This window comes from Streptomyces fildesensis, assembly GCF_016107395.1.
Taxonomy (GTDB): domain Bacteria; phylum Actinomycetota; class Actinomycetes; order Streptomycetales; family Streptomycetaceae; genus Actinacidiphila; species Actinacidiphila fildesensis.
In genome coordinates this window covers 165,990-181,738 of record NZ_JAAIKO010000002.1, presented here as the reverse complement: position 1 = coordinate 181,738, position 15,749 = coordinate 165,990, and the positions used below count along the sequence as shown (strand labels likewise).

Sequence of the window (15,749 nt, the reverse complement as noted above, 5' to 3'; positions counted from 1 at the left end):
CATAGCCGTCTCGAATCGGGCGAGTTGGGCGGATACACAGCGAACGGCGCTCATCGCGCCCCTCCGTAAAGAGGGACGAAATGCGCGCCGTTCACCGAGGGGCCGAACCCGGCCACTTCACGAACAAGGGGACAAGAAGGTCACATCACCCAGGGAACTGAGGGAAGCTCACTTCAGGAAATCGGGTACGTCCAGCTCCTCGGCCGCGGAGTCCTGGTACGGACGGGCCGGCGGCACGTGCGGCGGGGTGACCGGGGACGGCGGGACCTCAGCGACCGGCTCCGGCTCCTCGGCACGGACCGGCACACTGCCGAGACCGCCGTAGGAGGTCGGGCGCGGGGCCTCGGCCTGGCTGCCGACCCGGGCAGGTCCGGTGGCGGGAGTCTCCTCGCGACCGCTGTACGCGCCGAGCACCTTGTCGCGGTTGCCCTTGGGCGGCGGCTGGCCGCCGTCGAAGCCGGCCGCGATCACGGTGACCCGGACCTCGTCGCCGAGCGCGTCATCGATGACCGCACCGAAGATGATGTTGGCCTCGGGGTGCGCGGCCTCGCTCACCAGCTGGGCGGACTCGTTGATCTCGAACAGGCCGAGGTCGGAGCCGCCGGAGATGGAGAGCAGCACGCCGCGGGCGCCGTCGATGGACGCTTCGAGCAGCGGCGAGGAGATGGCCATCTCCGCGGCCGCTACCGCGCGGTCGTCGCCACGGGCCGAACCGATGCCCATCAGGGCGGAACCTGCTTCGGACATCACGGACTTCACATCGGCGAAGTCCAGGTTGATCAGACCCGGGGTGGTGATGAGATCGGTGATCCCCTGCACGCCGGACAGCAGCACCTGGTCCGCGGACCGGAACGCGTCGAGCACGCTGACCTGGCGGTCCGAGATGGACAGCAGCCGGTCGTTCGGGATCACGATGAGAGTGTCGACATTTTCGCGGAGACCGGCGATGCCGTCCTCGGCCTGGTTGGCGCGGCGACGTCCCTCGAAGGTGAAGGGCCGGGTGACCACACCGATCGTCAGGGCGCCCAGCGAGCGGGCGATATGCGCGACCACGGGTGCGCCGCCGGTACCGGTGCCGCCGCCCTCGCCCGCGGTGACGAAGACCATGTCTGCGCCCTTGAGCACTTCTTCGATCTCTTCGCGGTGGTCCTCGGCGGCCTTGCGGCCGACATCGGGGTTCGCGCCGGCGCCGAGGCCGCGGGTGAGTTCGCGGCCGACGTCGAGCTTGACGTCGGCGTCGCTCATCAGGAGGGCCTGCGCATCGGTGTTGATCGCGATGAACTCGACGCCCTTGAGACCGACCTCGATCATCCGGTTGATGGCATTGACGCCACCGCCGCCGATTCCGACGACCTTGATGACTGCGAGGTAGTTCTGCGGTGCTGCCACGTCGAAGGCCTCTCGCCTCGAGTTACGTATGCCTGTGGGACGGTCGGTACGTTCGCCGGTGCTGCCCCGAACCCTAACGCTGAGGTTTAGGGTTACCAGTATGCCTGTCCCATGCGTTCCTTGGGACAGGACACTAAGTCGACAAGCGGTGTGCGTTCAACGAACACGCCGAACCTCCCGTTTTTCTTTTGACCCTATGTGATCACGGCCCGGTCGGGCGAACCAGGGGGCGAACCGGGATACTCGGCGTCAACTTCCCGATGCCGCAGGGGCGCTGGGAGCACTTACATCGAATCTGTTCGCGTTTTTCGCCGCCTTCATCAGAGCGATCAGCACCGACGCCTTCTGCTCACCCTCTTCGGAGCTCCCCCACACCACCGTCCGGCCGCCGGAGAGTTCGACGGTGACGCTGTCATAGGACCGCATCCTGATGACACGGGCATCCTTGCGGACGGAATCGGGGAGACTCGCGGAGACTTCGACGGCCGCCCGCAGCAGGCTCTTTGTTCCGAAGTGGAGAAGGCTCGGAGACTGATCCGGAGTCAATTCCACGAGGGGCGCACCGGCCGGCGCGGTGACGACGGTGGCGAAACGTACGCCTTCCGCGTCCACTTCGATGAACTTTTCGCCGCTCTTGAGTACCGCGGACGGCGTTCTCTCGGTCACTTTCAGGCCGATGCCGTGCGGCCAGTCCCGTTCGACGGTCACCTCGGCGATCCGCGGCAGGGCGGCGAGCAGCCGGTGTTCGACGGCGCCGGTGTCGACCGAGGCGAGCGGTCCCCCGAGCGGTACGGCCGCGGCGGCGCGCACCTCGTCGGCGGTGAGCACCTTGGTGCCGCTGACCGTGACGTGCTGCGCCCGCAGCCAGGACGAGCCATAGACCAGCCATGTCCCGGCGGCGGCCAGCACGGTGACGAGGACGAGCAGGATCAGCACGGCGCGGCGCGCGCGCTTGCGGCGGGCGGGCGTGCGACGCGGGGGGGCGGTCGGCTCCGCCTTCCCGCCGCGTTCCGCGGTGGTCGGTCCGGCCATGCATTCGCCCCTTCCTGCGCCCTGGCCGCCCCCGGAACGTGACCGGGGGCCGCCCCTGGGCGGGCTTGCTGTCCAAGCCCGCCGGGGGGCTCCTATCCTGCCCGGCGGGCGGCGATCGCCTCGTACACCATGCCGACCAGCAGGTCGTCGGCGTCGGGGCGGCCGAACTCGGCGGCGTGCCGGGACATCTCGTACAACCGGTGCGGATCGGTCAGCACCGGGAGGACGTTGCCGACGACCCAGTCCGGGGTCACCTCGGCGTCGTCCACCAGCAGCCCGCCGCCCGCCTTGACCAGCGGCTGGGCGTTGAGGCGCTGTTCGCCGTTGCCGATCGGCAGCGGGACGTAGGCGGCCGGCAGGCCGACCGCGGACAGCTCGGCGACGGTCATCGCGCCGGCCCGGCAGAGCATCATGTCGGCGGCCGCGTAGGCGAGATCCATCCGGTCGATGTACGGAACCGGGCGGTAGGGCGGCATTCCGGGCATGTTGTCGGGGACCGGGAGTTCGTTCTTCGGACCGACCGCGTGCAGGATCTGGACGCCGGACTGCTGCAGTCGCGGGGCGACCGTGGCGATCACCTCGTTCAGCCGGCGGGCGCCCTGGGAGCCGCCGGAGACCAGCAGCGTCGGCAGGTTCTGGTCGAGTCCGAAATAGGCCCGTGCCTCGGCGCGCACGGCGGCCCGGTCGAGGGTGGCGATCGTCCGGCGCAGCGGGATGCCGATGTAACGGGCGTTGCGCAGCTTGCTGTCCGGGCTGCTGACGGCGACGCCGTGGGCGTAGCGCGAGCCGATCTTGTTGGCGAGGCCCGGGCGGGCGTTGGCCTCGTGGACGACGATCGGCACACCGAGCCGCTTGGCGGCGAGATAGCCGGGCAGCGCGACGTAGCCGCCGAACCCGACGACCACATCGGCCTTGGTGCGTTCCAGGATCTGCTCCGCGGCCTTGATGGTGCCGCGCAGCCGTCCGGGGACGGTGATCAGTTCGGGCGTGGGGCGGCGTGGCAGCGGAACGGCCGGGATCAGCGCCAGTTCATAACCGCGCTCCGGGACGAGCCTGGTCTCCAGGCCCTTCTCCGTGCCGAGCGCTGTGATTCCTACGGTCGGGTCCTGCCTGCGCAGGGCATCGGCGAGCGCGAGCGCAGGCTCGATGTGGCCGGCGGTCCCCCCACCGGCGAGTACGACATGCACCGAAATTCACCGCTTCCCGGACGGCCGTCCTTTGACGAACCGTCTCATCGTCCGTGACATCACCCCGGGTCCGCGCACGGCCAGTGCCGCTCGCGCCCCGGGCTCACTCCTAGCGAAGGAGATGAGCAACCCGATCGCGAACATCGTCGGCAGGAGGGCCGAACCTCCGTAGGAGAACAGCGGAAGCGGGACTCCGGCGATCGGCAGCAGGCCGAGCACCGCACCAATGTTGATCACGGCCTGAGCCGTGATCCAGGTTGTCACGCCACCCGCTGCGAACCTGACGAAGGGGTCCTCCGTACGACCGGCCACGCGGATACCCGCATAGCCTAGGGCCGCGAAGAGGGCGAGAACCGACAGCGTCCCCGCGAGACCCAGTTCCTCCCCGGTGACGGCGAAGATGAAGTCGGTGTGCGGCTCGGGCAGTTCGCCCCATTTTTCCATACTCGCGCCCAGTCCGGAACCGAACCAGCCACCGGATGCGAGGGCGTAGATCCCGTGCACGGCCTGCCAGCACTGGTCGTTGGTGCCCGGATCGCTGGCGGCGATGCAGCCGAGCCGTGACATCCGGTTGGGGCTGGTCTTGATGGCCAGGAACGCGAGGAAGGCGGCGCCGGAAAGTACTCCCACGAACAACCGGGTGGGGGCGCCGGCCAGCCAGAGCAGGCCGAAGAGAATCGCGGTGAGGATGACCGTGGTGCCCATGTCGCCGCCGAGCATGATCAGGCCGAGCACCATGAATGTCACGGGCACCAGGGGCACCAGCAGGTGCTTCCACTGGATCAGCAGGTTCTTGTCGCTCTTGCGGGCCAGCAGGTCGGCGCCCCACAGGACGAGTGCGAGCTTGCCGAATTCGCTGGGCTGCAGCTGGAAAGGCCCGCCGAGAGAGATCCAGTTGGTATTGCCGTGGACCGTTTCCCCTATTCCCGGCACCTGGACCAGGCACATCAGGAAAACGGCGCCGAGCAGCAGCGGATACGCCAGCGCGCGGTGCAGCTTGACGGGCATACGCGCGGCGGAGATCAGCAGCACGGTGCCGATGGCGGCGGCCAGCAACTGCTTGCGGAAGTAGTACGTGGACGGGTAGCCGTAGCGCAGCGCCTGGATCATCGACGCGGAGTAGACCATCACCAGCCCGAGAACGGTGATGAGCAGGCTTCCGCCGAGGATCAGGTAATACGCGGTGAGCGGCCGGTCCCAGGCCGCCTGGAGGCGGTCGTGGAGCCTGCGTGCGCCCCCCAGGGGGCCGGACCGCCGGGTCCTGGCCTCCTTGCGTGCCGGGGCGGGTACGGCGGGCCTGGCGGGGCCCGCAGCGACGCGCTTGGCGGGCAGCACGCGGGCCGCCCCTTCGCGGGAACGGCGTTCCACGCCGCGGGCGGCGGAACGGTCTGCCGTCATGCGTCCCCTCCAGTGGTACAGCGCCGGGGGTCTACGACTTGGGGAGCGGGGACGCCCGGCTACTTGTCGTGCCCCGCGCTCTCGGGTACCAGGGCCCGCACGGCCTCGGCGAATGCCTCGCCACGCTTGCCGTAGTTGGTGAACATGTCCATGGAGGCGCAGGCCGGTGCCAGCAGAACCGTGTCACCGGGCCGGGAGAGCTCCCTCGCCGCCTCCACCGCCGCGGCCATCGCCCCAGTGTCGGTCCGTTCCAGGTCGGTGACCGGGACCTCAGGGGCGTGTCGCGCGAGCGCTTCGCGGATCAGCGCGCGGTCGGCGCCCATCAGCACCGCGCCGCGCAGCCGCGGGGCGGACCTGATGACCAACTCGTCGAACGTGGCGCCCTTGGCGAGGCCGCCGGCGATCCACACGATGGACTCGTAGGCGGCCAGCGAGGCCTCGGCGGCGTGCGTGTTGGTGGCTTTGGAGTCGTCCACGTAGGCGACCTCGTCGACGGTCTCCACGAGGGCGATGCGGTGGGCGTCGGGCCGGAAGGCGCGCAGCCCGTCGCGTACGGCGGCCGGTTCGACGCCGAAGGCGCGGGCCAGCGCCGCGGCGGCCAGCGCGTTGGCGATGTTGTGCGGGGCGGGCGGCTGGACGTCGGAGACTTCCGCGAGCTCCTGGGCGTTCTTGTGCCGTCCCTCGACGAAGGCGCGGTCGAGCAGGATGCCGTCCACCACGCCGAACTGGGAGGGACCGGGGCTGCCGAGGGTGAAGCCGATCGCGCGGGCACCCTCCTCGACGTCGGCCTCGCGGACCAGTGCCTCGGTCGCCGGGTCCGCGGTGTTGTAGACGCAGGCGACCTGGTTGCCCTCGTAGATCCGGCCCTTGTCGGCGGCGTACGCCTCCATGGAGCCGTGCCAGTCCAGGTGGTCCGGCGCGAGGTTGAGGACGGCCGCGGAGTGCGGCCGGACACTGGGCGCCCAGTGCAGCTGGTAGCTCGAGAGCTCGACGGCCAGGACGTCGTACTTCTCCTCGCCGAGCACGGCGTCCAGGACCGAGACGCCGATGTTGCCGACGGCGGCGGTCCGCAGGCCGGCGGCCTTGAGGATGGAGGCGAGCATCTGGACGGTGGTGGTCTTGCCGTTGGTGCCGGTGACCGCCAGCCACGGCGCGGCACTCTCGTCCCGCAGTCGCCAGGCCAGCTCCACGTCGCCCCACACCTCGACACCGGCCGCCTCGGCGGCCGCGAAGAGCGGGCTCGTGGGCTTCCAGCCCGGTGCGGTGACGACGAGCCCGGTGCCTTCGGGGAGGGTGTCGCCGTCGCCCAGGCGCACGGTGACGCCCAGCTCCCGCAGCCCCTCGGCCTCGGTCCGCTCCCGCTCGCCGTCGCCGCTGTTCACGACGGTGACGACGGCGCCCAGGGCGTGCAGTGCCCGTGCGGCCGGGACGCCGGAGACGCCCAGGCCCGCGACGGTGACGCGGACGCCCGCCAGTTCGGTCGCCACCGGGTGCGGCGCTGTCACGAGGCGGCCACCCAGCCGGCGTAGAACAGTCCGAGGCCGATGGCCATGCACATGCCCTGGATGATCCAGAAGCGGACCACGACCAGGACTTCGCTCCAGCCCTTGAGTTCGAAGTGGTGCTGGAGTGGCGCCATCCGGAAGACCCGCTTGCCGGTGAGCCGGAAGGAGCCGACCTGGATGACGACGGAGAGCGTGATGAGGACGAACAGGCCGCCGAGGATCGCGAGCAGCATCTCGGTGCGCGAGCAGATCGCCAGACCGGCGAGCGCGCCGCCGAGGGCCAGCGAGCCGGTGTCGCCCATGAAGATCTTGGCCGGTGAGGTGTTCCACCACAGGAAGCCGAAGCACGCGCCCATCAGGGCCGCGGCGACGACCGCCAGGTCGAGTGGGTCCCTGACCTCGTAACAGGCGCCGTTGGCACTGAGCGGGGCGCCGCACCACTGGCCGTACTGCCAGACGCCGATGACGGTGTAGGCGGCGAAGACCATCACGGACGCACCGGTGGCCAGACCGTCGAGGCCGTCGGTGAGGTTCACGCCGTTGGACATCGCCAGGATCATGAACAGCGCCCAGATGACGAAGATCACCGGGCCGATGGTCCAGCCGAAGTCCTGGGTGAAGGACAGCTTGGTGGAGGCCGGGGTCTGGCCGCGCGAGTCCGAGAAGTTCAGCGCCAGGACCGCGAACGCGATGCCGACGATGAGCTGGCCGCCCAGCTTCGCCTTGGCCCGCAGGCCCAGGCTCCGCTGCTTGACGATCTTGATGTAGTCGTCCAGGAACCCGACCAGGCCGAGGCCCGCGGTCAGGAACAGCACCAGCAGACCGGACATGGTCGGCCGCTCGCTGGTGATGACCTTGGTCGCGGCATAGGCGACCAGGGTCGCCAGGATGAACGAGATGCCGCCCATCGTCGGAGTGCCGCGCTTGCTGTGGTGCGCCTTCGGACCGTCGTCACGGATCATCTGCCCGTAACCCTTGCGGGCCAGCAGCCGGATCAGCAGCGGGGTGCCGATCAGCGACAGGAAGAGACCGAGCACACCGGATACGAGAATCTGCTTCATCGCGCGGCGACCTCACCTTCGGTGCCGTCGAGCAGCGCCAGCGCCACGCGCTCCAGTCCGACCGACCTAGATGCCTTCACCAGCACGACGTCCCCCGGGCGCAATTCGCTGCGCAGCAGGTCGATCGCCGTCTCCGCGTCGGACACGTGCACCGACTCCTCACCCCACGAACCCTCGTTCTTGGCGCCCATATCCAACCAGGCGGCTTCCAAGCCGCCCACGGCCACGAGCTTGCTGACGTTGAGCCGGACGACCAGTCGCCCGACCGCGTCGTGCTCGGTGAGGGACTCCTCACCGAGTTCGGCCATCTCGCCGAGCACCGCCCACGTACGGCGCCCGCGCCCCATGGCGGCGAGCGCGCGCAGAGCGGCTCTCATGGAGTCGGGGTTCGCGTTGTAGGCGTCGTTGACGACCGTCACGCCGTCGGGCCGCTCGGTGACCTCCATACGCCAGTGCGAAAGGGTTCCCGCGGCGGAGAGCGCGGTGGCGATCTCCTCGACGGGCATGCCCAGTTCACCGGCGACGGCGGCCGCGGCGAGCGCGTTCGACACGTGGTGCTCACCGTACAGGCGCAAGGTCACTTCGGCGCACCCGGTGGGTGTGCGGAGTGTGAAGAGCGCCTGACCTCGGTCGTTGAGCCGGACATTCTCCCCGCGGACCTCGGCGTCGGGCCCTTCGCCGAAGAGCACGACGCGGGCCGAGGTGCGCGAGGACATCGCACGCACCAGCGGGTCGTCGGCGTTGAGGACCGCCACTCCGCCCTGTTCCGCGGCGGGCAGCGACTCGACGAGTTCGCCCTTCGCGATGGCCGTCCGGTCCCGGCCGCCGAACTCGCCGATGTGCGCGGCGCCGACGTTCAGGACCACGCCGATCCGCGGCGGGGTCAGCTCCGTCAGATACCGGATGTGGCCGATGCCGCGGGCGCCCATCTCGAGCACCAGGTGCTGGGTGGACTCCTCGGCGCGCAGCGCGGTGAGCGGCAGCCCGATCTCGTTGTTCAACGAGCCGGGTGTCCACACCGTGGGAGCGTGCCGTTCCAGCAACTGGGCCATCAGGTCCTTGGTGCTGGTCTTGCCGGCCGAACCGGTGAGGGCGACGGTGGTCGCGCCGAGCCGGGCGATGACGGTCCGGGCGAGGGCGCCGAGCGCGGCCACGACGTCGTCGACGACGATCGCGGGCACGCCGACGGGGCGGGAGGCGAGTACCGCCACCGCTCCGTCCTTCACGGCGCCCACCGCGTAGTCGTGGCCGTCCACGCGCTCGCCGGCGAAGGCGGCGAACAGCGCGCCGGGCACCACCTCACGGGAGTCGATGACCACGGGGCCCGTCACGCGCGTCCCTGGTTCCGGTATGTCGTGCATGCTCCCGCCGACCGCGTCAGCGACCTCGGCGAGGGTGAGTGGGATCACAGCTGTTCCTGGTCCTTCTCGATGGCGGCGCGCAGTACTTCCCGGTCGTCGAAGGGGCGTACCACTCCGGCGATGTCCTGGCCCTGTTCATGGCCCTTGCCCGCGACCAGCACGATGTCGCCGGGCTCGGCCCGGGCTACCGCGATGGCGATGGCGGCGGCCCGGTCGGGCTCGACGATGACGTGCCCGCGTTCGTGGGCGGGTACTTCGGCTGCTCCGTTCAGCATCGCGGCGAGGATCGCGAGCGGGTCCTCGGAGCGCGGGTTGTCGGACGTCAGTACGGCGGTGTCCGCGAGCCGCGCGCAGGCGGCGCCCATCGGGCCGCGCTTGTGCTGGTCGCGGTCGCCGCCGCAGCCGAGCACGGCGTGGATCCGGCCCTCGGTGGTCTTGCGCAGGGCGCGCAGCACGGACTCGACGGCGTCGGTCTTGTGGGCGTAGTCCACGACCGCGAGATACGGCTGGCCCGCGTCGACACCTTCCAGCCGGCCGGGCACCCCGGGGACGGCTGCGACGCCGTCCGCGGCGGTCTGCGGGTCCATGCCGGCGATGACCAGCGCGGTGATCGCGGCGAGGGTGTTGGCGACGTTGAACGGGCCGGGCAGCGGGGCGGCGGCCCGTGCCGTCTCGCCCTTGGGCCCGGTCACGGTGAAGGTGCTGCCCAGCGGGCCGGTCTCGACGTCCGTGGCACGCCAGTCGGCGTCCAGGTCCCCCTCGGCGGAGAACGTGGTGATGGGGACCCCGGCCTCGGCGACGAGCCGGCGGCCGTACGCGTCGTCCAGGTTGACGACGCCGACCCGGCTGCGCTGCGGCGTGAACAGCCGCGCCTTCGCCTGGAAGTAGTCCTCCATGTCCGTGTGGAATTCCATGTGCTCGGGACTGAGGTTGTTGAAGACCGCCACGTCGAAGACGGCGCCGTCCACCCGGCCGAGCACCAGCGCGTGGCTGGAGACCTCCATGACGACCGACCGGACGCCCCGCTCGTGCATGACGGCGAAGAGCGCCTGGAGGTCGGTGGCCTCGGGGGTGGTGCGCTCGCTCTTGATCCGCTCGTCGCCGATCCGCGACTCGACGGTGCCGATGAGACCGGTGGCCTTGCCGTGCACGGCCCGCAGACCGCCCTCGACGAGATAGGCGGTGGTGGTCTTGCCCGACGTTCCGGTGATGCCGATCTGCAGCAGGTCCTCGCCCGGTTCGTCGTAGATCCAGGCGGCCAGCGCGCCCATCCGGGCACGCGGGTCGTCCACGGTCAGGACCGGCAGACCGGTGGCCGCGGCACGCTCGGTGCCCGCTGGATCGGTGAGGATCGCGACGGCGCCCAGGTCCGCCGCCTGGACGGCGAAGTCGGCGCCGTGGAAGCGGGCGCCCGGCAGTGCCGCGTAGACGTCGCCGGGGCGGACCGCCCGGGAGTCGTGGGTGATGCCAGTGGCGGGGGCGCCGTCCGCGGGCGGCTCCGCACCGAGCCGCGCGGCCAGCTCCGCCAGCGCTTTGGGACGGACTGCGGACGGGCGGGGCGCGCCCGGCTGCTTGAGGGGGGACTGATCAGCTTTTGGCACGGCGGTGAGGTTACCGGGCTGGCCCCGGTCGGGGCCAAAAGACCCCCGGTCCCGGCCGGGGCGGTCGCCGTCGGATGTGATCGTTGTCACCTCTTCGATGGGTCGAACTCGACGGGCAGGTGCGGCGCCTCCGCGCCCGAGGGCGCGGCCTGCAGGGATTTGAGGGCGAATTCCATGACCTGCTTGAAGACCGGGCCGCAGATCTGCCCGCCGAAGTAGCTGCCGCTGGTCGGGTTCTGGATCACGCAGGAGACGGTGACACGCGGGTTGTCGGCGGGCGCGAAGCCCAGGAACGAGGCCGTGTACCCCTTGTACCGGCCGGTGACCGGGTCCACCCGGTTGGCCGTGCCGGTCTTGCCCGCGACCCGGTATCCGGCGATCTGCGCCTTGTTTCCGGTGCCCTGTTCGTCGCCGACCACGGACTCCAGCATGGTCGCCAGCGTCTTGGCGGTCTTCTCGCTGACCACCCGGGACGTCTTGGGCGCCTCGGACGGTACGAAGCGGCCGTCGGGACCGGTGATGCCGCGGATCAGGCTGGGCTCCACGCGGACGCCGCCGTTGGCGACCGTCGAGTAGACCGACGTGGCCTGCAGCGCGTTGAGCGACAGGCCCTGGCCGAACGGGATCGTGTACTGCTGGGAGGCGTTCCAGTTCTGCGGCTTGGCCAGGATCCCGCGGGTCTCGCCGGGGAAGCCGAGCCCGGTGGGATCGCCGATCCCGAACTTCTTCAGATACGAGTACAGCACCGCGTTCGCCTGCGCCTGGGTCCTGCCGAGCTGGCCGGTCGCCAGGATCGTGCCGATGTTGCTGGACTTGGCGAGCACCCCGTTGAGGGTCAGCGACCAGGTGCCGTGGTCGATGTCGTCGTGGAAGATCCGGTCGGCGCGCGGCAGGGTGCCGGGGACCGTGACGTGGGTCTCCGGGGTCGCGACGCCCTGGTCCAGGACCGCGGCCATCGACATCAGCTTGCTGACGCTGCCGGGCTCGTAGGCGTCCTGGACGGCCGCGTTGCCCAGCGCGTTGGCGCTGGCGTGGGTGAGGTCGTTCGGGTCGTAGCCGGGGGCGTTGGCCATCGCGAGGATCTCGCCGGTGCGGGTGTCCTGGACGATGACGTAGCCGCGGTCCGCCCGGGATTTCTGCACCTGCGCGGTGATGGCGCTCTGCGCCGCCCACTGGATGTCGCGGTCGATGGTCAGCTGCACGTCCGAGCCGGGCACGGCGGGGTGCTCCTGGACTCCGGCGGTCGGCACCTGGCGGCCGCTGGACTGGGCGTAGCGGATCTTCCCGGCCTCGCCCGCGAGCTCCTGGTCGAGCATCGCCTCGAGACCGCCGCCGCCGGCGCCCTCGCCGTTGACGAAGCCGATCACTCCGGCCGCGAGGTCGCCGCCGGGGTAGATCCGCTTGGTGTGCGGATCACTGAAGATGCCGGCCAGTACACTGCCGCCGCCGCCCTTGGTCTTCGCGGCCTTGTCGTTCAGCGCCCGCTTGAGGTCCTTGATCTGGTTCCAGACCTGCGGGGACTGCTGCCTGGCGATGACCTGGTAGCGGGAGTTCGGGGTGGCGAGCTTCTTCGCGATGGTCCTGGCGTCGCCGCCGACGATCGGCGCGAGGAGCTCGGCCGCCTGCGCGGGCGCGTCCGCGGTCTTCGTCTGGGCGGAGGTGAACAGGAACGGGTCCGCGGTGATGTCGTACGCGTCGACGGTCGTCGCCAGGTCGGTGCCCGACCGGTCGGTGATGGTCCCCCGGTCGGCGGCGACGGTGTGCGAGACCCAGCGGTTGACGGCGGCCTTGGCCGCGTACGCGGGCGCGTCGACGGCCTGCACCTGCAGCAGCCGGACGACGAACGCGAGCATCACCAGCGTCAGCGCGACGCTGACGAGCCGCAGCCGGGGCCTGGGGCGGCCCAGCCGCAGCGGGGCCGGGGGGCGTGGCGGGCGCGGGCGGCGGGCGGCGGGCCGGCGGACGTCGCCCGGGGCGGGACGGCCCGGTCTCCTGGCGTCCTGCGACCGCTGCGAGCCCTGTCCGGCCGCTCCCGGCGCCCCGGCCTTCCGCGGCCCGCCGGGGCCCGGCAGCCGCCCGCGCTGCGGGCGCCTCGGCTCACTCATGCGCACCGTCCCCCGGAGCGGTGCGCAGGATGCGGGGACTGGTCACGAGGTCACCTGCCGGTGGTCTGGGACGTCTGGGAGCCGTGGGGGGTCGGCGAGGGCGCGCCGCCGGACGGCTTCGTGGCGGGGGTGCCGTTCGTGGCGGGGGCGTTCGTGGTGGGGGCCGTGCTGGACGGCGCCTGGGTGCGGACGGGTGCCGCGGTCGGCGCGGCCTCGGCCTCGGTGGGGTCGCCGCGCACGGTGCCGTCCGGGTTCAGGAAGGCGGGGTTGCCGCCGGGCACCATGCCCAGCTCGCGGGCGCGGCGGTCGAGCGCGTCGGGCGCCTTGTACCGGTCCACGTCCTGCTGGAGCGCCTGCTCCTCGTCGGTGTACGTGGTGGTGTCCTTCTGCAGCCGGTTGAGCTCGAAGGAGTCCTGGTTGACGGCCCCGTTCAGCAGGAGCAGCGAGATGAGGCCGCCGGCCAGCAGCGCCACCACCAGCAGGACGAAGGGCGCGCGGGCCGCCGTGGCCGACCGGGCCGCCCTCACAGCGCCTCCTCGCGGATCCGTTCCGCGCCCCGCAGCCGGGCCGGGGTGGCGCGCTTGTTCTCCGCGATCTCCTCCTCGGTCGGCAGTTCCGCGCCGCGGGTGAGCAGCTTCAGCCGGGGCTGGTACTGCTCGGGCACCACGGGCAGGCCGGGCGGGGCGGTGTTGGCCGCGCCCGCCGCGAACGCCTGCTTGACGATGCGGTCCTCCAGCGACTGGTACGACAGCACGGCGATCCGGCCGCCGACCGCGAGGGCGCCGATCGCCGCGGGGATCGCGCCCTCGACCGCGGCGAGCTCGGCGTTGACCTCGATGCGCAGCGCCTGGAAGGTGCGCTTGGCGGGGTTGCCGCCGGTGCGCTTGGCCGCCTGCGGGAGCACCTCGCGGATGAGGTCGACCAGCCGCGCGCTGTTGGTGAACGGTTCCTTCACACGCTGTTTGACGACCGCGTCGACGATCTTGCGGGCGTACTTCTCCTCGCCGTAGGTGCGCAGGATCCGCACCAGGTCGCCCGGCGGGTAGGTGTTGAGCACCTCGGCGGCGCTGATGCCGGTCGTCTGGTCCATCCGCATGTCGAGCGGGGCGTCCTGCGCGTAGGCGAAGCCGCGGTCCGCCTCGTCCAGCTGCATGGAGGAGACGCCGAGATCGAACAGCACGCCCTGGACCTTGGGGATGCCGAGCCGGGCGAGGACGTCCGCCAGCTCGTCGTAGACCGCGTGCACCAGCGTGGCCCGGTCGCCGAACGGCGCCAGCCGCTCGGCGGAGAGCTTGAGCGCGGCGGGGTCGCGGTCGATGGCGACCAGCCGGGCCGACGGGAACGTGGTCAGCAGCGCCTCGCTGTGGCCGCCGAGCCCCAGCGTCGCGTCCACGACCACGGCGCCCGGTGCGGCCAGCGCGGGAGCCAGCAGGTCCAGGCAGCGGCGCAGCATCACGGGCACATGCTTCGCGGGGGTGGCCTCGGCGGACTCGCTGGACCCGGTGGGCTCGGTGGTGGCGGGGTCCTCGGGGGCGCCATGCGGCTCGGACTGCGGGGCGGGGACGGCGCTCATGGGGCCCTTCTCGGTTCTTCGACTTCTTCGACTGCTTCGACATATGGCCTGGTCCCCGCCCGCTCGGGAGGGAAGTGACCCTCTGGCGCCGGGGAAGTAGTGCCAGTGGAGCCGGAGAGCGGGAGGAGGCCGAGCCATACGTACACCGTGGTGACGCTGCGAGTAGGGGCCGGGGTCACAGTAATCCGGTCGGAACCTCCTCGGACAGGGCCGAAAAGGTGTCTTCCTGCGCCGCCAGGTAGCGGTCCCAGGCCTGGGCGGACCACACCTCGACCCGGGTGTTGGCGCCGATGACCGCACAGTCGCGGTCCAGCCCGGCGTACTCCCGCAGCGGCTGCGGGACGGTGATCCGTCCCTGCTTGTCGGGCACCTCGTCGGTGGCTCCGGCGAACAGCACCCGCATGTAGTCCCTTGCGGGCTTGGACGTCAGGGGCGCCCGGCGCAGTTCCTCGGTGACGGCCTGGAATCCGCGCAGCGGCCATACGTACAGGCAGCGCTCCTGACCCTTGGTGATCACCAGGCCCTGGGCGAGCTGCTCCCGGAACTTCGCGGGCAGGACGAGGCGGCTCTTGTCGTCGAGTCGCGGCGCGTACGTTCCGAGGAACACCCACACCTCCCGCAGCCGGGCCCGCCGGGGCCCTGTCGGTAACCGGACGGGATCCCCGTCGGGAAACCGGGACCCCTGTCGAGAACGGGAGCTGCCCCTACCTGCGGCGGGGAGACCCCATTTCGCGCCACTTTACTCCACTAAGCCCCACGGTCAACGCAATCAACGGCCCGCGCGCCTCACCCCCAGGGGCGAGGGGCACGACGCCTGTGGGTTACCTCACACAGCGGCCAATTGACCGACTTTTTCCCGCCCCTGCAGCAGGTGGGACGGGTCCGCGCCCTCTAACGTCAGTCACATGTCGATATCCGCAGCGCAGCCATCCGGACCCGGCTCCGAGCCCGCCTCCGAATCCGCCTCCGTCATCGACCGGCTCGTGGGCGCCAACGAGCGCTACGCCGTCGCCTTCCACGACCCCGGCATGGATGCCCGGCCGGTCCTGGGCGTCGCCGTCGTCGCGTGCATGGACGCCCGCCTCGACCTGCACGCCGCACTGGGCCTCGACCTGGGCGACTGCCACACCATCCGCAACGCGGGCGGTGTCGTCACCGATGACACCATCCGCTCGCTGACCATCAGCCAGCGGGCTCTCGGCACCCGTTCGGTGGTCCTCATCCACCACACGGGCTGCGGCCTGCAGAGCATCACCGAGGACTTCAGGACCGAGCTGGAGCACGAGGTCGGCCAGCGTCCGACCTGGTCGGTCGAGGCGTTCACCGACATCGACCAGGACGTACGCCAGTCGATGGCGCGGGTGCGTACGTCCCCGTTCCTGGCGCACACGGACGATGTACGCGGTTTTGTGTTCGACGTCCACACCGGTCTGATGCGGGAAATCACGGCCAAGTAACGGCAGGCGAGTGACGCGGGGCGCTGTTCAAGGGAACAATGCAACGTGCGGCACCCCCTCGCCCGTCAGGGCGCGTGGTG

13 protein-coding genes are annotated in these 15,749 nt (G+C 71.0%); 1 reads left to right on the top strand and 12 read right to left on the bottom strand.

Translation table 11 applies throughout. The features are described 5' to 3' along the window. Positions 1-168: 168 nt before the first annotated feature. The 12 genes from ftsZ to mraZ form a co-directional block, all read right to left on the bottom strand. The gene (ftsZ, locus tag C6N31_RS04575) at positions 169-1,389 is read right to left on the bottom strand and encodes a cell division protein FtsZ (RefSeq protein ID WP_198357162.1); all 1,221 of its coding nucleotides are present in this window, start codon (positions 1,387-1,389) and stop codon (positions 169-171) included. 249 nt (positions 1,390-1,638) lie between these two features. Further along, complete coding sequence (locus tag C6N31_RS04570; RefSeq protein ID WP_138356954.1) at positions 1,639-2,421, bottom strand: cell division protein FtsQ/DivIB; 783 nt, start codon at positions 2,419-2,421, stop codon at positions 1,639-1,641. Between the two features lie 92 nt (positions 2,422-2,513). After that, complete coding sequence (murG, locus tag C6N31_RS04565; RefSeq protein ID WP_138356955.1) at positions 2,514-3,608, bottom strand: undecaprenyldiphospho-muramoylpentapeptide beta-N-acetylglucosaminyltransferase; 1,095 nt, start codon at positions 3,606-3,608, stop codon at positions 2,514-2,516. Positions 3,609-3,614: 6 nt separating this feature from the next. Further along, positions 3,615-5,006 carry a putative lipid II flippase FtsW gene (gene ftsW / locus C6N31_RS04560; RefSeq protein ID WP_138356956.1) on the bottom strand — a complete coding sequence of 464 codons (1,392 nt, stop codon included), beginning with the start codon at positions 5,004-5,006 and terminating at the stop codon, positions 3,615-3,617. A gap of 59 nt (positions 5,007-5,065) precedes the next feature. Next, entirely contained in the window at positions 5,066-6,493 is a 1,428-nt protein-coding gene (murD, locus tag C6N31_RS04555) for a UDP-N-acetylmuramoyl-L-alanine--D-glutamate ligase (RefSeq protein ID WP_138356967.1), read from the bottom strand. A 14-nt stretch (positions 6,494-6,507) separates the two neighbouring features. Continuing rightward, positions 6,508-7,572 (bottom strand): phospho-N-acetylmuramoyl-pentapeptide-transferase, encoded by a 1,065-nt coding sequence (gene mraY, locus C6N31_RS04550; RefSeq protein ID WP_138356957.1) that lies wholly within the window; start codon positions 7,570-7,572, stop codon positions 6,508-6,510. Continuing rightward, on the bottom strand, positions 7,569-8,981 hold the full coding sequence (locus C6N31_RS04545) for a UDP-N-acetylmuramoyl-tripeptide--D-alanyl-D-alanine ligase (protein WP_138356958.1): 1,413 nt from the start codon (positions 8,979-8,981) through the stop codon (positions 7,569-7,571). Before C6N31_RS04545 ends, mraY begins: the two co-directional genes overlap by 4 nt. Continuing rightward, positions 8,978-10,624 (bottom strand): UDP-N-acetylmuramoyl-L-alanyl-D-glutamate--2,6-diaminopimelate ligase, encoded by a 1,647-nt coding sequence (locus C6N31_RS04540; RefSeq protein WP_138356959.1) that lies wholly within the window; start codon positions 10,622-10,624, stop codon positions 8,978-8,980. Before C6N31_RS04540 ends, C6N31_RS04545 begins: the two co-directional genes overlap by 4 nt. Next, complete coding sequence (locus C6N31_RS04535; protein WP_198357161.1) at positions 10,621-12,639, bottom strand: peptidoglycan D,D-transpeptidase FtsI family protein; 2,019 nt, start codon at positions 12,637-12,639, stop codon at positions 10,621-10,623. Before C6N31_RS04535 ends, C6N31_RS04540 begins: the two co-directional genes overlap by 4 nt. A 50-nt stretch (positions 12,640-12,689) precedes the next feature. After that, complete coding sequence (ftsL, locus tag C6N31_RS04530) at positions 12,690-13,166, bottom strand: cell division protein FtsL (RefSeq protein WP_198357160.1); 477 nt, start codon at positions 13,164-13,166, stop codon at positions 12,690-12,692. After that, positions 13,163-14,092 carry a 16S rRNA (cytosine(1402)-N(4))-methyltransferase RsmH gene (rsmH, locus tag C6N31_RS04525; RefSeq protein ID WP_187145283.1) on the bottom strand — a complete coding sequence of 310 codons (930 nt, stop codon included), beginning with the start codon at positions 14,090-14,092 and terminating at the stop codon, positions 13,163-13,165. The genes ftsL and rsmH overlap by 4 nt, the downstream gene beginning before the upstream one ends. Before the next feature lie 295 nt (positions 14,093-14,387). After that, the gene (gene mraZ / locus C6N31_RS04520) at positions 14,388-14,819 is read right to left on the bottom strand and encodes a division/cell wall cluster transcriptional repressor MraZ (protein ID WP_138356148.1); all 432 of its coding nucleotides are present in this window, start codon (positions 14,817-14,819) and stop codon (positions 14,388-14,390) included. Positions 14,820-15,117: 298 nt separating this feature from the next. On the opposite strand from mraZ, the gene C6N31_RS04515 reads away from it, so the two are divergent. Beyond that, positions 15,118-15,669 (top strand): beta-class carbonic anhydrase, encoded by a 552-nt coding sequence (locus tag C6N31_RS04515; protein WP_138356149.1) that lies wholly within the window; start codon positions 15,118-15,120, stop codon positions 15,667-15,669. Positions 15,670-15,749 lie beyond the last annotated feature (80 nt).

What these genes read in the sequence shown, in the direction of transcription:
- C6N31_RS04570 (WP_138356954.1), bottom strand. Translation starts at nt 2,421, where the DNA reads ATGGCCGGACCGACCACCGCGGAACGCGGCGGGAAGGCGGAGCCGACC.
- ftsW (WP_138356956.1), bottom strand. Translation starts at nt 5,006, where the DNA reads ATGACGGCAGACCGTTCCGCCGCCCGCGGCGTGGAACGCCGTTCCCGC.
- mraY (WP_138356957.1), bottom strand. Translation starts at nt 7,572, where the DNA reads ATGAAGCAGATTCTCGTATCCGGTGTGCTCGGTCTCTTCCTGTCGCTG.
- C6N31_RS04535 (WP_198357161.1), bottom strand. Translation starts at nt 12,639, where the DNA reads ATGAGTGAGCCGAGGCGCCCGCAGCGCGGGCGGCTGCCGGGCCCCGGC.
- rsmH (WP_187145283.1), bottom strand. Translation starts at nt 14,092, where the DNA reads ATGCTGCGCCGCTGCCTGGACCTGCTGGCTCCCGCGCTGGCCGCACCG.
- C6N31_RS04515 (WP_138356149.1), top strand. Translation starts at nt 15,118, where the DNA reads ATGTCGATATCCGCAGCGCAGCCATCCGGACCCGGCTCCGAGCCCGCC.